17 protein-coding genes are annotated in these 17,778 nt (G+C 60.8%); 10 read left to right on the forward strand and 7 right to left on the reverse strand.

Annotated features, from left to right (window positions below; translation table 11 throughout):
• The first annotated feature begins 23 nt into the window (after positions 1–23).
• The 5 genes from miaB to lnt all read left to right on the forward strand — a co-directional run bounded on the left by miaB (position 24) and on the right by lnt (position 5,439).
• Positions 24–1,352 (forward strand): tRNA (N6-isopentenyl adenosine(37)-C2)-methylthiotransferase MiaB, encoded by a 1,329-nt coding sequence (miaB, locus tag KSS91_RS25325; protein ID WP_217836452.1) that lies wholly within the window; start codon positions 24–26, stop codon positions 1,350–1,352.
• 215 nt (positions 1,353–1,567) lie between these two features.
• A complete protein-coding gene (locus KSS91_RS25330) occupies positions 1,568–2,575 on the forward strand; it encodes a PhoH family protein (RefSeq protein ID WP_015096962.1) in 1,008 nt (335 codons plus the stop codon).
• Complete coding sequence (gene ybeY, locus KSS91_RS25335) at positions 2,568–3,062, forward strand: rRNA maturation RNase YbeY (protein WP_217838475.1); 495 nt, start codon at positions 2,568–2,570, stop codon at positions 3,060–3,062. The genes KSS91_RS25330 and ybeY overlap by 8 nt, the downstream gene beginning before the upstream one ends.
• Positions 3,063–3,067: 5 nt before the next feature.
• Complete coding sequence (locus KSS91_RS25340) at positions 3,068–3,907, forward strand: CorC family transporter (RefSeq protein WP_015096964.1); 840 nt, start codon at positions 3,068–3,070, stop codon at positions 3,905–3,907.
• A gap of 8 nt (positions 3,908–3,915) precedes the next feature.
• Complete coding sequence (lnt, locus tag KSS91_RS25345) at positions 3,916–5,439, forward strand: apolipoprotein N-acyltransferase (RefSeq protein WP_217836453.1); 1,524 nt, start codon at positions 3,916–3,918, stop codon at positions 5,437–5,439.
• A 117-nt stretch (positions 5,440–5,556) separates the two neighbouring features.
• Here the strand turns inward: lnt and KSS91_RS25350 are convergent, their stop codons facing one another.
• Together KSS91_RS25350 and KSS91_RS25355 are read right to left on the reverse strand one after the other, a co-directional pair.
• Positions 5,557–6,336 carry a YdcF family protein gene (locus KSS91_RS25350; RefSeq protein WP_217836454.1) on the reverse strand — a complete coding sequence of 260 codons (780 nt, stop codon included), beginning with the start codon at positions 6,334–6,336 and terminating at the stop codon, positions 5,557–5,559.
• 104 nt (positions 6,337–6,440) lie between these two features.
• Positions 6,441–6,761, reverse strand: coding sequence for a hypothetical protein (locus KSS91_RS25355; RefSeq protein ID WP_007975866.1), 321 nt, complete (start codon positions 6,759–6,761; stop codon positions 6,441–6,443).
• 281 nt (positions 6,762–7,042) lie between these two features.
• On the opposite strand from KSS91_RS25355, the gene leuS reads away from it, so the two are divergent.
• From leuS to KSS91_RS25380, 5 genes are all read left to right on the forward strand, one after another.
• Positions 7,043–9,649 carry a leucine--tRNA ligase gene (gene leuS, locus KSS91_RS25360; protein ID WP_217836455.1) on the forward strand — a complete coding sequence of 869 codons (2,607 nt, stop codon included), beginning with the start codon at positions 7,043–7,045 and terminating at the stop codon, positions 9,647–9,649.
• A gap of 87 nt (positions 9,650–9,736) precedes the next feature.
• Positions 9,737–10,342, forward strand: a complete 606-nt coding sequence (locus KSS91_RS25365) for an LPS-assembly lipoprotein LptE (RefSeq protein WP_217836456.1) — start codon at positions 9,737–9,739, stop codon at positions 10,340–10,342.
• A gap of 39 nt (positions 10,343–10,381) precedes the next feature.
• Positions 10,382–11,419: a DNA polymerase III subunit delta gene (gene holA / locus KSS91_RS25370; RefSeq protein WP_217836457.1), complete on the forward strand. Its 1,038-nt coding sequence runs from the start codon at positions 10,382–10,384 to the stop codon at positions 11,417–11,419.
• Positions 11,420–11,627: 208 nt separating this feature from the next.
• Positions 11,628–11,792 (forward strand): alternative ribosome rescue factor ArfA, encoded by a 165-nt coding sequence (arfA, locus tag KSS91_RS25375; RefSeq protein ID WP_015096971.1) that lies wholly within the window; start codon positions 11,628–11,630, stop codon positions 11,790–11,792.
• Between the two features lie 61 nt (positions 11,793–11,853).
• Entirely contained in the window at positions 11,854–13,176 is a 1,323-nt protein-coding gene (locus KSS91_RS25380; protein ID WP_217836458.1) for a lytic murein transglycosylase, read from the forward strand.
• A gap of 103 nt (positions 13,177–13,279) precedes the next feature.
• Here KSS91_RS25380 and KSS91_RS25385 read toward each other — a convergent pair whose 3' ends face one another.
• The 5 genes from KSS91_RS25385 to KSS91_RS25405 form a co-directional block, all read right to left on the reverse strand.
• Positions 13,280–14,230 carry a S66 peptidase family protein gene (locus KSS91_RS25385; protein ID WP_217836459.1) on the reverse strand — a complete coding sequence of 317 codons (951 nt, stop codon included), beginning with the start codon at positions 14,228–14,230 and terminating at the stop codon, positions 13,280–13,282.
• 175 nt (positions 14,231–14,405) lie between these two features.
• Positions 14,406–15,404 carry a lipoyl synthase gene (lipA, locus tag KSS91_RS25390; protein ID WP_162130289.1) on the reverse strand — a complete coding sequence of 333 codons (999 nt, stop codon included), beginning with the start codon at positions 15,402–15,404 and terminating at the stop codon, positions 14,406–14,408.
• A 25-nt stretch (positions 15,405–15,429) separates the two neighbouring features.
• The gene (lipB, locus tag KSS91_RS25395; protein WP_007975880.1) at positions 15,430–16,077 is read right to left on the reverse strand and encodes a lipoyl(octanoyl) transferase LipB; all 648 of its coding nucleotides are present in this window, start codon (positions 16,075–16,077) and stop codon (positions 15,430–15,432) included.
• A complete protein-coding gene (locus KSS91_RS25400) occupies positions 16,077–16,352 on the reverse strand; it encodes a DUF493 domain-containing protein (protein WP_007975882.1) in 276 nt (91 codons plus the stop codon). The genes lipB and KSS91_RS25400 overlap by 1 nt, the downstream gene beginning before the upstream one ends.
• Before the next feature lie 83 nt (positions 16,353–16,435).
• On the reverse strand, positions 16,436–17,593 hold the full coding sequence (locus tag KSS91_RS25405) for a D-alanyl-D-alanine carboxypeptidase family protein (RefSeq protein ID WP_046815843.1): 1,158 nt from the start codon (positions 17,591–17,593) through the stop codon (positions 16,436–16,438).
• Between the last annotated feature and the right edge of the window lie 185 nt (positions 17,594–17,778).

The following is a 17,778-nucleotide window of genomic DNA, read 5'->3' on the forward strand; positions in this document are numbered from 1 at the left end:
TGAATCACTTGATGACTCTTTCCATGGCCAAGAAGCTTTACATCGAAACCCACGGTTGCCAGATGAACGAGTACGACAGCTCGCGCATGGTCGATCTGCTGGGCGAACACCAGGCCCTGGAAGTCACCGCGCGCGCTGAAGACGCCGACGTCATCCTGCTCAACACCTGCTCGATCCGCGAACGTGCGCAGGACCGCGTCTACTCCCAACTCGGGCGCTGGCGCGAACTGAAGCTGGCCAACCCGGACATGGTGATCGCCGTCGGCGGTTGCGTGGCCAGCCAGGAAGGTGCGGCCATCCGCGATCGCGCGCCGTACGTCGACGTGGTGTTCGGCCCGCAAACCCTGCACCGCCTGCCGGAAATGATCGACGCCGCGCGCATCAGCAAGCTGCCGCAAGTCGACGTCTCGTTCCCCGAAATCGAAAAGTTCGACCATTTGCCCGAGCCGCGCATCGACGGCCCGAGCGCTTACGTGTCGGTGATGGAAGGCTGCAGCAAGTACTGCACGTTCTGCGTGGTGCCCTACACCCGCGGCGAAGAAGTCAGCCGGCCGTTCGACGACGTGATTGCCGAGATCATTCACCTGGCCGAAAACGGCGTGCGCGAAGTGACACTGCTGGGGCAAAACGTCAACGGCTATCGCGGCCTCACCCATGACGGGCGCCTGGCGGATCTGGCCGAGCTGATCCGCGTGGTTGCCGCCGTCGATGGCATCGACCGCATCCGCTACACCACGTCGCATCCGCTGGAGTTCTCCGACAGCCTGATCCAGGCCCACGCCGATGTACCGGAACTGGTCAAGCACCTGCACTTGCCAGTGCAGTCGGGCTCGGACCGCATCCTCGCCGCGATGAAACGCAACCACACCGCGCTGGAATACAAATCCAAACTGCGCAAGCTGCGCGCCGCCGTGCCGGGAATCTGCATCAGCTCGGACTTCATCGTCGGCTTCCCGGGTGAGACCGAGAAAGACTTCGAACAGACCATGAAGCTGATTGCCGACGTCGGTTTCGACTTTTCCTACTCGTTCGTCTATAGCCAACGCCCGGGCACACCGGCCGCCGACCTTGCCGATGAAACGCCGGAAGAGCTGAAAAAAGAACGTCTGAACGCCCTGCAGCATCGCCTGAACCTGCAAGGTTTCGAGATCAGCCGACAAATGGTCGGTTCGATCCAGCGGATCCTGGTGACCGATTACTCGAAAAAAGACCCGGGCGAACTGCAAGGCCGGACCGAGAATAACCGTATCGTCAACTTCCGCTGCGACAATCCGACCCTGATCGGCCAGTTCGCGGACGTGCACATCGATGCCGCGCAACCGCACTCGCTGCGGGGTTCGCTGATTCAATAACACCGAATATCCCTGTGGGAGCGGACTTGCTCGCGAAGGCGGTCTGTCAGCGCCATTAATGTCGACTGACACTCCGTCTTCGCGAGCAAGCCCGCTCCCACAGGTACAGCGCCAGAGGCGGGAATCGGGTTGCCTCATTTAAGAGCTTTCGTACCCGCGCCACTGGCGTTATCCTTGATTTCATCTCAATTGCCCCAGGGCGGCTAAATACGACCTTGAACGCACCCATAGAACCACATCGTTTCATCCTCGAGCCTTTTGAAGCTCGCCGCTTCGCCAATCTGTGCGGGCAATTCGACGAGCATTTGCGCTTGATCGAACAACGCCTGACCATCGAGATCCGCAATCGCGGCAACCAGTTCGAGCTGATCGGCGAGCCCAAACACACCACCTCCGCGGAAAACCTCCTGCGCCGCCTGTACCGGGAAACCAAGGGTACCGAGCTGTCGCCGGACATGGTGCACCTGTTCCTGCAGGAATCTGCCGTAGAACAGCTGGACAACCACTCCCCCGCCGAACCGTCCGTGGCGCTGCGCACCAAGAAAGGCATGATTCGCCCCCGCGGCTTGAATCAGTTGCGCTACGTGAAGGAAATCCTCGGTAACGACATTAACTTCGGCATTGGCCCGGCCGGTACCGGCAAGACCTATCTGGCCGTCGCCTGCGCGGTGGATGCACTGGAGCGCGAGCAGATTCGCCGCATCCTGCTGGTGCGCCCAGCGGTCGAAGCGGGTGAAAAACTCGGTTTCCTGCCCGGCGATCTGTCGCAGAAAATCGACCCGTACCTGCGCCCGCTCTATGACGCACTCTACGAAATGCTCGGCTTCGAATACGTTGCCAAGCTGATCGAGCGCCAGGTGATCGAAGTCGCGCCACTGGCTTACATGCGCGGTCGCACGCTGAACAACAGCTTCATCATTCTTGACGAAAGCCAGAACACCACGGTCGAGCAAATGAAGATGTTCCTGACCCGGATCGGCTTTGGCTCCACGGCCGTCATCACCGGGGACATCACCCAGGTCGACCTGCCACGCGGCACCAAGTCCGGCCTGCACCATGTGATTGAAGTGCTCAAGGAAGTGCCGGGGATCAGCTTCACCCATTTCCAGCCCAAGGACGTCGTGCGCCATCCGCTGGTACAGCGCATCGTTGAAGCCTACGAGCGCTTCGAAACCCGTGCGGCCGATGATGCAGCCGCCAAGGATAGCCGCCGCGATGCTTGAGCTTGACCTGCAAATCGCTACCCAAGCCCCTGCCCCCAGCGAAACCGAGTTCCGCCAGTGGTGCGAACTGGCTTTGCGCCAGCGCAGCGCCGACTCGGAAATGACCATTCGCCTGGTCGACGAAGCCGAAGGACGCGAGCTGAACCACACCTGGCGGCAAAAGGATTACGCAACTAACGTCTTGTCATTTCCGGCCGATGTGCCGGATGAGTTCCTCGACATCCCGCTGCTGGGCGATCTGGTGATCTGTGTCGCCGTGGTCGAGCGTGAAGCCGCCGAACAAGGCAAGCAACTCAAGGCCCATTGGGCACATCTGGTGATTCACGGCTGCTTGCATCTGCTTGGTTACGACCATATTGATGACGACGAAGCCGAGGAGATGGAAGCACTGGAACGAACGTTGCTTGCAGAACTGGGCTTTCCCGATCCGTACGCGGACGACGAAACCGATTTATCCCCCACAGAAACAACAAAGGATTCAGAGTAATCGCTATGAGCGAAGATCGATCGAGCAACGGGCAGAAGTCATGGCTGGGGAAGCTCACCCAGGCTTTTGCCCACGAGCCGAAAAACCGCCAGGAGCTTTTGGAGCTGCTGCGCGATGCACACCAGAACAAACTGTTGGACAGCGAAGCGCTGGCCATCGTCGAAGGCGCCATCCAGGTGGCTGACTTGCAGGTGCGGGACATCATGGTCCCGCGCTCGCAAATGGTCAGCATCAAGGCGAACCAGACACCCCGCGAGTTCCTGCCTGCCGTGGTCGACTCGGCTCACTCGCGCTACCCGGTCATCGGCGAAAGTCACGATGACGTGATGGGCGTGCTGCTGGCCAAGGACTTGCTGCCGTTGATCCTCAAGGAGAACGGCGACAGCTTCAACATCAAGGATCTGCTGCGTCCAGCCACCTTCGTGCCGGAATCCAAGCGCCTTAACGTGCTGCTGCGCGAATTTCGCGCCAACCACAACCACATGGCCATCGTTATCGACGAGTACGGTGGCGTGGCAGGCCTGGTCACCATCGAAGACGTGCTGGAACAAATCGTCGGCGACATCGAAGACGAACACGATGTCGAAGAAGACAGCTACATCAAGCCGCTGCCGAGCGGTGATTTCCTGATCAAGGCCCTGACGCCGATCGAGAACTTCAACGAGTTTTTCGACAGCGAGTTCTCCGACGATGAATTCGACACCGTTGGCGGTCTGGTGATGAGTGCGTTCGGACATCTGCCAAAACGTAACGAAATCACTGAAATCGGCACATACCGCTTCCGCATCCTGAACGCCGACAGCCGTCGGATTCACTTGCTTCGCCTGACGCCCATTGCTCGCTAAGGATTGAAATGCGCTGGACAACCCGCCCCGGCTGGCCCGGTAACCTGCTGGCCGTGGCGGCCGGTGCAATCACCACCCTGGCCCTGGCGCCGTTCGATATCTGGCCACTGGCACTGCTCGCCGTCGGCCTGTTCTATGCCGGCCTGCGCGAACTGAGCCCACGTCAAGCCTTGGGTCGCGGCTGGTGTTTCGGTTTCGGCCTGTTCGGTGCCGGCACCAGCTGGATCTATTACAGCATTCACCACTTCGGCGGCGCTTCGGTATTGCTGGCCGGCTTCCTGATGCTGCTTTTCACGGCGGCGATTGCCTGGTTCTTTGCCCTGCCCGCCTGGATTTGGGCGCGCTGGCTGCGCCGCAATGAGGCGCCGCTGGCCGACGCCCTGGCCTTCGCTGCGCTGTGGGTCGCCCAGGAAGCCTTCCGCGGCTGGTTCCTGACCGGTTTCCCGTGGCTGTATTCCGGTTACAGCCAGCTCGATGGCCCGCTGGCCGGGCTCGCCCCTCTCGGCGGGATGTGGCTGATTTCCTTTACCCTGGCCCTGACAGCGGCGTTGATCTACAACGGCTTGCGCCTGGTTCGCACGGGACGCAAAGGCTTCATCGCTGCCGGTGTATTGCTGCTGGTCGGCCCATGGCTGGTCGGCATGGCGCTCAAACACCACGCCTGGACCAGCCCTTCGGGCCCGCCACTGAGCGTCGCCGCCATTCAGGGCAACATCGAACAAAGCATGAAGTGGGATCCGGCGCAGCTCAACGCGCAGTTGGCGCTGTACCGCGACATGAGCTTCAGCTCCAAACGCGTCGATTTGCTCATCTGGCCAGAAACGGCGATCCCGGTACTCAAGGAGTCCGCCGAAGGCTACCTGAACATGATGGGCGACTTCGCGGCCGAACGTAAATCGGCGTTGATTACCGGCGTCCCGGTCCGCATGGAGGTACGCCACGAGAAGCGTTTCTTCAATGGCATCACCGTGACCGGTGAAGGCGACGGCACTTACCTCAAGCAAAAACTGGTGCCCTTTGGTGAATATGTTCCCTTGCAGGACATCCTGCGCGGGCTGATCGCCTTCTTCGACCTGCCAATGTCGGACTTCGCTCGCGGCCCGTCTGACCAGCCGCTGCTGCAAGCCAAGGGTTATCAGATCGCGCCGTTCATCTGCTATGAAGTGGTCTACCCGGAATTCGCCGCCAGCCTTGCCGCCCGCAGCGACCTGTTGCTGACCATCAGCAACGACACCTGGTTCGGCACCTCCATTGGCCCGCTGCAACACCTGCAGATGGCACAGATGCGCGCGCTGGAAGCCGGCCGCTGGATGATCCGCGCCACCAACAACGGCGTGTCCGGCCTGATCAACCCGTTCGGTCAGATTACCGATCAGATCCCGCAGTTCGAACGCGGCATCCTGTATGGCGAAGTGGTGCCGATGCACAACCTGACGCCATACCTGGAATGGCGTTCATGGCCATTGCTCATAGTCTGCGTGTTGTTGTTTGGCTGGGCGCTGATTGCCAGCCGGATGGCCAAGACCCTTTAAAAGCTTCGCGAGCAAGCCCGCTCCCACACTGGATCTAAGTCGGTCACAGTATTTGTGTACGACGCCGATCAAATGTGGGAGCGGGCTTGCTCGCGAAGGCGGCCTCACTGCACCGCATCAATCAGTGCCGACATCACCTCGATAGAACAGCGAATAACCGACCTGCCCCACCGCCTCGTTGATCAATTGCCCGTTCTGCCAGATCGCCTTGAACTCCGGCATCCAGCCGCCCAGCGGCCGCGCGTTATCGCCACCCAGAAACCCTACCGGCGCCGGCACCACCTCAAAACCGGCCTTGCGAAAACTCCAGGCCGCCCGTGGCATATGCCAGGCCTGAGTCACGAGCACGACTCGCTTGATGCCCTGGGGAAGCAACACCTCGGCGCTGAACTGCGCATTTTCCCAGGTCGTGCGGCTGCGCCCTTCCTGCCAGCGCACGCTCAAGCCAAAATCGTCACGCAAGGCGTCAGCCATCATCTGCGCCTCGCTGGGCGGCGTGCCGTAATGCAGGCCGCCGCTGGTCAGTACCGGCAACCCGGAAGCCTTGGCCAGATGCGCGGCAAAGCGTTGGCGCTCCAGACCGACGCCCGTGGGCTGGTCGGCACCCCAGGCCACGTCACCGCGCTCACGCCCCGAGCCAAGGACCACGATCGCGTCCGCACGTTGCCCCAGGACAGCCCATTCATCGCGGGCCAGCGGTGGCTCCCGCTCGAGCAGGCCGGCACCCCACTGCACAACCACCGGCAGGCTCATCAGCCAGAAACCACCCAGGCCCAGAGCAAAGCACGCACCGGCAAGCCTCGGCCTTGAGCGGCGCAACCACCAGGCGAGCAAAAGCAGCAGCAATAGAATGCCGGGCGGCAATAGAAGTTGTTTTACGAAATATCGGAACGGCATCGAGCATCTCCTGGAGATGCCCGAAGCCTAAGTGGGTTGGCGCAATGCGACAATCAATATGGAAGGACTATGCTTCAAAAATTCAAGGAGCATGGCACCGTGTCCTATTTGAACTGCAAAGACCGGACCTTTACCGCGTCTCTGCCGGGTACCTTGTCCTTGAGCCAGATGATTTTGGCTGAACGTGGTGCGTCGAGCTGCTTTACCGCTTCTGACAAGCATCCGTGCGTCTCACGTTCACTGCGATCCAGATACGCCTTGACCAGTGCAAACTCTGCGGCGCTCAGGCCGCGCAGTTCCAGCTCCAGAGGGCGTTCGTCGCGCAACCGGCCAGCGGTCCTTGCCGCTTCCAGGGCCAAGGCCAAACGATCGATCAGCCTTTCGTATAGCTCCGGTTTTGTAGCTTTTTGCTGTGACTCAACCATCCCTCACCTCATTGGAAGATATGACCTACTCCCCAGTTAGAGCTTAGCTTCCATGAACAAACCGGCTGAACGCCGCGACCAACGGCCCTCGCAGCGGTTTTCGCAGGATGTATGGCAGCAATCAGGGTTTCCCTCGGTAGAGCGCGGTCATGTATGCTACGGCGCTTCCTGTAACTCCACTTCCAGCTCGGCTGGGCAGCGAAAACGCCAATGTGGCGGCTTCAACGTCCAGCGTTGCATTGAAGAGGATTAGGCCACCCCTATTCAGTTCAAAAGTAGCCATGCACGAACAATATCAGCCCCGTGAAATCGAAGCCGCCGCCCAGTCGTTCTGGGACGAGCAAAAGTCCTTTGAAGTCAGTGAACAGCCAGGCAAGGAGACCTACTACTGCCTGTCGATGTTCCCTTACCCCAGCGGCAAGCTACACATGGGGCACGTGCGCAACTACACCATCGGCGACGTGATCTCCCGCTACCAGCGCATGCAGGGCAAGAACGTTCTGCAACCGATGGGTTGGGACGCCTTCGGCATGCCGGCGGAAAACGCCGCGATGAAGAACAACGTAGCGCCCGCCAAGTGGACCTACGAAAACATCGCCTACATGAAAAGCCAGCTGCGCAGCCTGGGCCTGGCGGTGGACTGGTCGCGCGAAGTGACCACCTGCAAGCCCGATTACTACCGCTGGGAACAATGGCTGTTCACCCGCCTGTTCGAAAAAGGCGTGATCTACAAGAAAAGCGGCACCGTGAACTGGGACCCGGTCGACCAGACCGTCCTGGCCAACGAACAGGTGATCGACGGTCGCGGCTGGCGTTCCGGCGCGCTGATCGAGAAGCGCGAAATCCCGATGTACTACTTCAAGATCACTGCCTACGCGGATGAACTGCTGGAAAGCCTCGACGAACTGACTGGCTGGCCTGAACAGGTCAAGACCATGCAGCGCAACTGGATCGGCAAGTCCCGCGGCATGGAAGTGCAGTTCCCGTACAACGTCGACTCCATCGGCGAAACCGGTGCACTGAAAGTCTTCACCACCCGTCCGGACACTTTAATGGGAGCGACTTACGTCGCCGTGGCCGCCGAACACCACCTGGCCACCCTCGCGGCACAGAACAATCCCGAGCTGCAAGCGTTCATCGCTGAATGCAAAGGCGGCAGCGTGGCTGAAGCCGACGTCGCCACCCAGGAGAAAAAAGGCCTGCCGACCGGCCTGTTCGTCGAGCATCCGCTGACCGGCGAAAAGCTGCCGGTATGGGTCGCCAACTATGTGCTGATGCATTACGGTGATGGCGCGGTAATGGCGGTTCCGGCCCACGACGAGCGCGATTTCGAATTCGCCCACAAATACAACCTGCCGGTCAAATCGGTCGTGCGCACCAGTTCCGGTGACACCAACCCCGCGCCATGGCAAGACGCCTACGGCGAGCACGGCACGCTGATCAATTCCGGCGAGTTCGACGGCCTCGACTTCGCGGGCGCCTTCGACGCCATCGAAGTCGCGCTGATCAAGAAAGAACTGGGCGCCTCGCGTACCCAGTTCCGCCTGCGCGACTGGGGCATCAGCCGTCAGCGCTACTGGGGCTGCCCGATCCCGATCATCCACTGCACCACCTGCGGTGACGTGCCGGTACCTGAAGATCAACTGCCGGTCGTGCTGCCCGAAGACGTGGTGCCGGATGGCGCCGGTTCGCCATTGGCGCGCATGCCCGAGTTCTACGAGTGCAGCTGCCCTAAATGCGGCGCGCCTGCCAAGCGTGAAACCGACACCATGGACACCTTCGTCGAGTCCTCGTGGTACTACGCCCGCTACGCCTCGCCGCACTTCGAAGGCGGCCTGGTGGAAAAATCGGCGGCCGACCACTGGCTGCCGGTTGACCAGTACATCGGCGGTATCGAACACGCGATTCTCCACCTGCTGTACGCGCGCTTCTTCCACAAGCTGATGCGCGACGAAGGCCTGGTGAGCTCCAACGAGCCGTTCAAGAACCTGCTGACCCAGGGCATGGTGATCGCCGAGACTTACTATCGCCGTGAAGCCAATGGTGCCTACACCTGGTTCAACCCGGCGGACGTCGAGCTCGAGCGTGACAGCAAGGCCAAGGTTATCAGCGCCAAATTGAAAGCTGACGGCCTGCCAGTGGAAATCGGCGGCACTGAGAAGATGGCCAAGTCGAAGAACAACGGCGTCGACCCACAGTCGATGATTGACCAGTTCGGTGCAGACACCTGCCGCCTGTTCATGATGTTCGCCTCGCCACCCGACATGAGCGCGGAATGGTCCGACTCAGGCGTAGAGGGCTCGCACCGATTCCTCAAGCGCGTCTGGCGTCTGGCTCAAGCGCACGTCACTCAGGGACTGCCGGGCAAGCTGGACGTCGCCAGCCTGAATGACGAGCAGAAAGCCGTTCGTCGCTCGATCCACCTGGCCATCAAGCAGGCCAGCCAGGACGTCGGCCAGAACCACAAATTCAACACCGCCATCGCCCAGGTGATGACGCTGATGAACGTGCTGGAGAAAGCCGCACAAGGCACAGAACAGGATCGCGCGCTGGTTCAGGAAGGCCTGGAAACCGTGACCCTGCTGCTCGCCCCGATCACGCCGCACATCAGCCACGAGCTGTGGCATCGACTGGGCCACGCTGATCCTGTGATCGACGCCGGTTGGCCGGTGGTGGATGACAGCGCCTTGGTACAGGACAGTCTGCAACTGGTAATTCAGGTCAATGGCAAGCTGCGTGGTCACATCGAAATGCCGGCCAGCGCCAGCCGTGAAGAAGTCGAAGCCGCCGCCCGTGCCAACGAGAACGTACTGCGTTTCGTCGACGGTCTGACCATTCGTAAAGTGATCGTAGTGCCCGGGAAACTGGTCAATATCGTCGCCAGCTAATTGGATCAGGCGCCAGGTGAGCCTGGCGCCGAGTAAAACCTTTCGGGCCGCTTGATCGGCCCACATGGTTTCAAGGGGAGCAACAAGATGATCAAACGCAATCTGCTGGTGATGGGCCTCGCGGTTCTGCTGAGCGCCTGCGGTTTCCAGCTGCGCGGCACCGGCACCAACCAACTGGCGATCAAGGAACTCGACCTGAGCGCCCGTAACGCTTATGGCGAAACCGTGACCCAGTTGCGTCGAGTACTGGAAGGTAGCGGCGTCAAGGTCTATACCGGCGCACCGTACAAACTGGTGCTGACCAATGAGCAGGAAAGCCAGCGCATCCTCAGCTACGCAGGCGCCAGCAGTACGGGCGAGTACCAGCTCACCACCGTGCTGAGCTACGACATCCGTGGTAGCGGTGATCTGCCATTGTTGAGCGACAAGCTTGAAGTGCAGAAAGTCTTTATGCACGACGGCAGCAACCTGGTGGGGTCCGACCAGGAAGCCCAAACAGCCCGTGCAGAAGGCCGTCGAGAGATGGTTCAACGCATGATGCTGCGCCTGGAGCAACTGACCCCGGGCCAACTGGATCAGTTGCAGCAGACTGCCGAAGCCAAGGCCAAGGCTGACGCCGCGGCACTGGAAGCGGCACAAAAGGCTGAAGCGGACACCCCGCGCCAGTCGCCTGTCGAACTGCCGCAGCAGTAAGACTTACGGGGCGCTCTGGCGCCCCGTTCGCCCTCTCCTATGAAGCTCGCCCCCGCCCAACTCGCCAAACACCTGCAAGGCACCCTTGCGCCCGTCTACATCATCAGCGGCGATGACCCGCTGCTGTGCCAGGAAGCGGCCGACGCCATCCGCACTGCTGCCCGTCAGCAGGGATTCGATGAGCGCCAGGTGTTTGCCGCCGACGCCAATTTCGACTGGGGGACCTTGCTGCAAGCCGGTGCCAGCATGTCGTTATTCGCCGAAAAGCGCCTGCTGGAACTGCGCCTGCCTTCCGGCAAACCTGGCGACAAAGGTGCCGCCGCGCTTATCGAGTATTGCTCGCGCCCGGCGGACGACACCGTGCTGCTGATCAGCTTGCCGAAACTCGATGGCAGCGCACAGAAAACCAAGTGGGGCAAAGCGCTGGTCGAAGGACAGCAGACCCAGTTCGTGCAGATCTGGCCAGTCGATGTCGCCCAGTTGCCCAGCTGGATCCGCCAACGCCTGTCCCAGGCCGGGCTATCCGCCAGCCAGGACGCGGTTGAGCTGATTGCAGCACGGGTCGAGGGCAACCTGCTGGCCGCTGCGCAGGAAATCGAAAAGCTCAAACTGATGGCCGAAGGGGGTCAGATCACCGTTGAAACGGTGCAGGCGGCGGTGGCCGACAGTGCGCGCTTCGACGTCTTTGGCCTGACCGATGCGGTGCTCAATGGTGAAGCGGCCCATGCGTTGCGCATGCTCGAAGGCTTGCGCGGCGAAGGCGTCGAGCCGCCGGTGATTCTCTGGGCCCTGGCCCGGGAGCTTCGCCTGCTGGCCAATATTTCCCTGCAATACAGCCAGGGGACGCCGCTGGACAAGGCCTTCAGCCAGGCCAAACCGCCAGTCTGGGACAAACGTAAACCGCTGATGAGCAAAGCCCTGCAACGCTACTCGGCACAACGCTGGGCGCAACTGCTGCTGGAAGCGCAACGCATCGACGCGCAGATCAAGGGCCAGGCGGCGGGTTCGCCGTGGATGAGCTTGAGCCGGTTGACGTTGTTGATGGCCGGTCAGCGTCTAACCCTGCCTGCCGAGTAACACCGCCCTTTGTAGGAGCGAGCTTGCTCGCGATGGTCGTTAACGATAACGCAGACTGTCTGATTTGGCGTTGCGCCCTTAGACGCTTCGCGATCAAGCTCGCTCCTACAGGGTGCGGCGTATTTTCTGACGACTCGCCCTATAGACAGAACCCCGACTTCGGCCGATGATTTGCCCCGCAAAATCCACTCACTTGCGAGAAATCATCATGAGCAAAAAGCCATCAACGCACGGCCCCAACAAGGCCAAATCCATCATCGCCCAGCCATTGTTCCGCAGCCGCCAGGAACGTCCCGCCAAGGGCAAAGGCAGTTATCGCCGCGAAGCCTTCCAGTCTGACAACTGGGAGGCTTCTTACTTTCTGGCTGCGTAAAGCAGAACACCCCCTCAACATGTTAAGGTCTGTACCTGATTCGTACTCCCTGGACCCGTGCATGCCCTTTTGTCTTCCCCGTCGTTGGCACCTACGCCAACTGATCGCTGCCTCCAGCCTTGTTTTGCTTGTCGCCTGTGCGGAAAAACCGACCGCAGCCGACGCTCAGCCGCTTCAGACGCTTCCTGTCGCCACCGCCCCGGCGGTTGTTCCGCCTGTGGTTCCGACGGGTGAGAACCTCGACATCCAGCCATCCCAGACCTTCGCCGAATGGCAGGCGGGTTTCCGCAAGGATGCCCTGGCCGCGGGTATCCGCGCCGATCTGTTTGATCGCGCTTTCGCCAATGTCAGCTTCGACCCCAGTGTGATTCGTGCCGACCGCAGCCAACCGGAATTCGCAAAGCCGGTGTGGGAATACCTCGATGGCGCCCTGTCGCCGCTGCGGGTACGTAAAGGCCAGTCGCTGGTCAACCAGTACGCGGACATCCTGCAAAGCATCGAGCAGCGTTATGGCGTTGATCGTCAGGCGCTGGTGGCTGTGTGGGGCATGGAAAGCAACTTTGGCCAGTTCCAGGGCAGCAAGTCGGTGATCAACTCACTGGCGACCCTGGCCTATGAGGGCCGTCGCCCAGGTTTCGCCCACGCGCAATTGATCGCCGCCCTGCAAATCCTGCAACAAGGCGATATCGAGCCCGAGAAGATGCTGGGATCCTGGGCCGGCGCCATGGGCCAGACCCAGTTCATCCCGACCACCTACAACACCCATGCCGTGGACTTCGATGGTGACGGGCGGCGCGATATCTGGAGCAGTTCGGCCGACGCCCTGGCTTCTACCGCGCACTACCTGCAGAGTTCTGGCTGGCAGAGAGGCCAGCCATGGGGCTTTGAAGTCCAGCTGCCGAGCGGGTTCAACTACCTGCTGGCCGACGGCACGATTCGCAAGAGCGTCGCCGAATGGCGGCAACTTGGCATTACCCTGCCCAACGGTGGCCAGGTCCCGGCCGGCTCCGAGCAATTGTCCGCAGCCCTGCTGCTGCCGGCCGGTTACCGTGGCCCGGCGTTCCTGGTGCTCGATAACTTCCGGGCGATCCTCAAGTACAACAACTCGTCATCCTACGCCCTGGGGGTGAGCCTGTTGTCCGAACGCTTCAATGGTGCGGGCTTGATCAGTGGCACATGGCCGAAGGATGACCTGCCGCTGAGCCGTACCGAGCGGATCGAGCTGCAAAACCTGCTGAGCGCGCAAAACTACGACGCTGGCACCGCCGACGGGATCATTGGCGCCAACACCCGCAAGGCGATTCGCAGCGCCCAGCAGTCGTTTGGCTGGCCAGCGGATGGCTATCCGACGCACAAGTTGCTGGAAGGGTTGCGTAACCGCTAAAAGCTTCGCGAGCAAGCCCGCTCCCACACTGGATCTGTGAACGACACAAAATCAGTGTGGGAGCGGGCTTGCTCGCGAAGACTGACTAACAGGCGAAGTAAATCTACCGCCTGATAACTACGTCCTGCTCCAGCATCAATTCCTTATTCCCCGCATCCAGCCTGACCAACGCCCCCATGGGCAGCGTCAGATTCGGGTCGCAATGTCCGCTTCGCCACCCGGACAACACCGGAATCTTCAATGGCGCGAAGGTCTGCTTGAGCAACCTGTCCAGCGCGGCCACCTCCACTCCCGCCACATCTGCGACCAACACACCGCGCAGTTTGTGCAACGTACCCGCCAGGCGCAGTTGGGTCAGCAACCGGTCGATGCGATACAGCGGCTCGTTGATGTCCTCGATCAACAGAATGACGCCCTCGGCATCAATCTCGTAGGGCGTGCCCATGGTCGCGGCGATCATGGCCAGATTGCCTCCGAGCAAGCGCCCATGAGCCACGCCCGGTTCGATCGTGGTCAGCGGGTAGGCCACCGGATGCGCCAGCACCGAGCCCGCCCTCACCTGCCCGCGCAGCATGTTGAAAAAGGAAGACTCCGTTGGTATTTGCTTGCCACCCAGCAGGTCGGCATTGAGCAATGGACCATGAAATGTCACGAAACCGGCATAACGACTGATCGCCAAATGCACGGCAGTGATGTCGCTGTAACCGATGAATGGCTTGGCATTGTCGCGCAGCAATTGGAAATCGATGCGATCAAGCAACCGGGGCGTGCCGTAACCTCCGCGCAGGCAGATGATGGCATCGACTTCACGATCCGCGAACGCAGCGTGCAGGTCATTGAGCCGCACGTCGTCGCTGCCGGCCAGGTAGCCGTCTTTCTCGTAGACCCCGGGAAACACTTTCAGTGAGTAACCTCGGGCACACATCCATTGCACCGCCTTGTCGGTGTCCAGCGTCGCGGGACCGGCGGGTGCGATAACGCCGATCATGCCTTCCGACGGCAGTGCCGGGACGGGAGCATGAGGGCAAAGGGTGTGGATCGGTCGAGCGGTCATTCGTGAATCTCCCTGTGTGAACACGTCAGCACACAGTAGTCAGGAACGGGGACAAACTGAAGAGGGTCAATCGCCCCGCAGGTTGCAGGAATAAGCGACCAGCGCCGTAGTCCAGGCAAAAAAACGCCCGCAAGGCTGAATACCGTTGCGGGCGTTTTTCATTTGCGTGCGCAGATCAGGACGACATCAGCTCGGCCTTGACCAGCTTGGCCTGCTCGTCGGCGTGATACGAGGAGCGTACCAACGGACCCGAGGCAACGTTCTTGAAGCCCATCTTGTAGCCTTCCTCGGCGAACCAGGCGAAGGTGTCCGGGTGCACGAAGCGTTGCACCGGCAAGTGGCTGCGGGACGGTTGCAGGTACTGACCCAGGGTCAGCATGTCGATGTCGTGCTCGCGCATGCGCTTCATGACTTCGATGACTTCTTCGTCGGTCTCACCCAGGCCCAGCATCAGCCCGGACTTGGTCGGAATGTGCGGCATCATCTGCTTGAAGCGTTGCAGCAGGGTCAACGACCACTGGTAGTCCGAACCCGGACGCGCAGCCTTGTACAGGCGCGGCACGGTTTCCAGGTTGTGGTTGAACACATCCGGAGGCTCGGCGGCAGTGATTTCCAGGGCGATGTCCATGCGGCCACGGTAGTCCGGAACCAGAGTTTCGAGCTGCACGTTCGGCGACAGCTTGCGGATTTCCCGGATGCAGTCGGCAAAGTGCTGGGCGCCACCGTCGCGCAGGTCGTCGCGGTCCACCGAGGTGATCACCACGTACTTCAGGCGCAGGTCGGCAATGGCGATGGCCAGGCTTTCCGGTTCGTTGACGTCCAGTGGCTTCGGACGGCCGTGGCCGACGTCGCAGAACGGGCAACGACGGGTGCAGATGTCACCCATGATCATGAAGGTCGCAGTGCCGCCCGAGAAGCACTCGCCCAGGTTCGGGCAGGAAGCCTCTTCGCACACGCTGTGCAGCTTGTGCTTGCGCAGCAAGGCCTTGATGCGGTCGACTTCCGGCGAAACCGGGATGCGCACACGAATCCAGTCCGGCTTCTTCGGCAGTTCGGTGGTCGGAATGATCTTCACCGGGATGCGTGCAACCTTTTCGGCGCCGCGCAGCTTGACGCCGGCTTCAACCTTGGGACGCGGGGCCGGGCGCTCGGTGACATCGAGCGTCGGGATCATGGTTTGCACTGCATCAGTAGTCATATCAGTCGATTCCGCCCGTGAGGGTCGTCTGCTCAGCATAGTCGAGGTGTTTGACGAGCTGCGCGCGCAGCCGGGCACTTACCTCGGCAAATTCAATCGATCCTGCGTGATCGCTCAGCTGGGTCATCGCCAGCCCGGCGTAGCCGCAGGGATTAATCCGTCGAAACGGTTCCAGGTTCATGTCCACGTTCAAGGCCAGGCCATGAAAGGAACAACCGTGGCGGATCCGCAGACCCAGGGAGGCGATTTTCGCCCCGTCGACATAGACACCCGGTGCATCGGGCTTGGCCGCGGCGGTGACACCGTAACTGGCCAGCAGCTCGATCAGGCATTGCTCCATCCGGCTGACCAGATCGCGCACGCCAAACCCGAGCCTGCGTACGTCCAGCAGCAGATAAGCCACCAACTGGCCGGGGCCGTGGTAGGTCACCTGCCCCCCACGGTCGACCTGCACCACCGGAATGTCACCGGGAAGCAGCAGGTGTTCGGCCTTGCCGGCCTGGCCCTGGGTGAACACCGCCGGGTGCTCCACCAGCCAGACCTCGTCGGCCACATCGGTGCCGCGTTCGTTGGTAAAGCGTTGCATGGCATGCCAGACCGGCTCGTAAGCCATCTGGCCGAGCTCGCGAAAGCCCAGCGTGCCGGACATCACAACACCATGTGCACGAAACCGGTGGCCCGCAGTTCGCTGTTGATGTTGTACAGCTGGTCCTGGTCGGTCGCGACGATGTGCAACTGAATGGTGGTGTATTTGCCGTTGCTGCTCTGGCGCTCGTCAATACGCTCGTCGTTGATCTTGGCGTGCTTGCTGACGATGTCGATGATTCTGTCCTTGTTGCCCACGCCGGTGTCGCTGATCACCTTGACTGGATAATCAGTGGCAGGGAATTCGATCTTTGGCGCCTTTACTTCGGTATCGGTCATGGCGTAACGGCCTCGTAAGCGTAAGCCGTGGCGACGGCAAAGCCCCGCGCCGGATCAGCACGGGGTTTTGCAGGAGCACACTATCAGTTGAACAAGCCGTAGAAGAATAGACGGATGCTATCCCACATGCGACGGAAGATACCACCCTCTTCGACGCCATCCAGAGCGATCAGGTCGGCGCTGTGCACCACCTTGTCTTCCAGTTTGACTTCGACTTTACCGATCACGTCGCCCTTGGCGATTGGCGCAATCAGTTGCGGGTTCATGGTCATGCTGGCGGCGAGTTTTTTCAGCTGGCCTTTTGGCAGGGTCATGGTCAGGTCTTCAGCCAGACCGGCCTTGACCTGGTTGGTTGCGCCTTTCCAGACAGGTGCCTGGGCCAGCTCGGTACCCTTCTGGTAGAAAGTCTGGGTTTCGAAGAAACGGAAACCGTAGGTCAGCAGCTTCTGGGTTTCGGCGGCACGGGCCACTTCGCTGTTGGTGCCGAACACCACGGCGATCAGGCGCATGCCGTCACGTACGGCCGAAGACACCATGCAGTAGCCGGCTTCGTCGGTGTGACCGGTCTTCAGGCCGTCGACAGTCTTGTCGCGCCACAGCAGCAGGTTACGGTTGGGTTGCTTGATGCCGTTCCAGAAGAACTCTTTCTGCGAGTAGATCGCGTAGTGAGCCGGGTCTTCGTGAATGATCGCGCGGGCCAGAACAGCCATGTCGTGAGCCGACGAATAGTGCTCAGGATTCGGCAGACCGGTCGGGTTCATGAAGTGGCTGTTGGTCATGCCCAGGTCAGCCACGGTCTTGTTCATCATGTCGGCGAAGGCGTCTTCGCTGCCGGCGATGTGCTCGGAGAGCGCGACGCTGGCGTCGTTGCCCGACTGGATGATGATGCCGTGCAGCAGGTCGCTGACAGTCACCTGCGAGCCGACCTTGATGAACATCCGCGAACCACCAGTGCGCCAGGCGTTCTCGCTGACGGTCACCGGATCGTTTTCGCCGATCTGGCCACGACGGATTTCCAGGGTCGCAATGTACGCGGTCATCAGCTTGGTCAGGCTGGCTGGCGGCAGACGCTGGTCACCATTGTTTTCGACCAGCACGTTGCCGCTGCTGGCGTCCATGAGCACGTAGGCCTTGGCGGCCAGTTGCGGTGGCGACGGCATCATCTCGACCGCGAACGCGGCAGGTGAGAGAAGCAGCGGGACTAGAAGGCACAGGCGTTTGGCAAAGGTGGTGATGTTCATCCGTCTCTCGAAATCGCTAATGGAAACTGCCCGAAGGCAAAACTAATCAGATGACTTTCTAACGAGTCATCGCGTGTTCAGTTGCTCACTCTGTAACCCTTGCCGGGCTTTTGTTCTTCAACGAGCCAACAACCTGATTCACCCCCCAATCGCTGGTGAATCGTCAATCAAGTTCTACGTGTTGC

Source organism: Pseudomonas azerbaijanorientalis, assembly GCF_019139795.1.
GTDB lineage: Bacteria > Pseudomonadota > Gammaproteobacteria > Pseudomonadales > Pseudomonadaceae > Aquipseudomonas > Aquipseudomonas laurylsulfatiphila.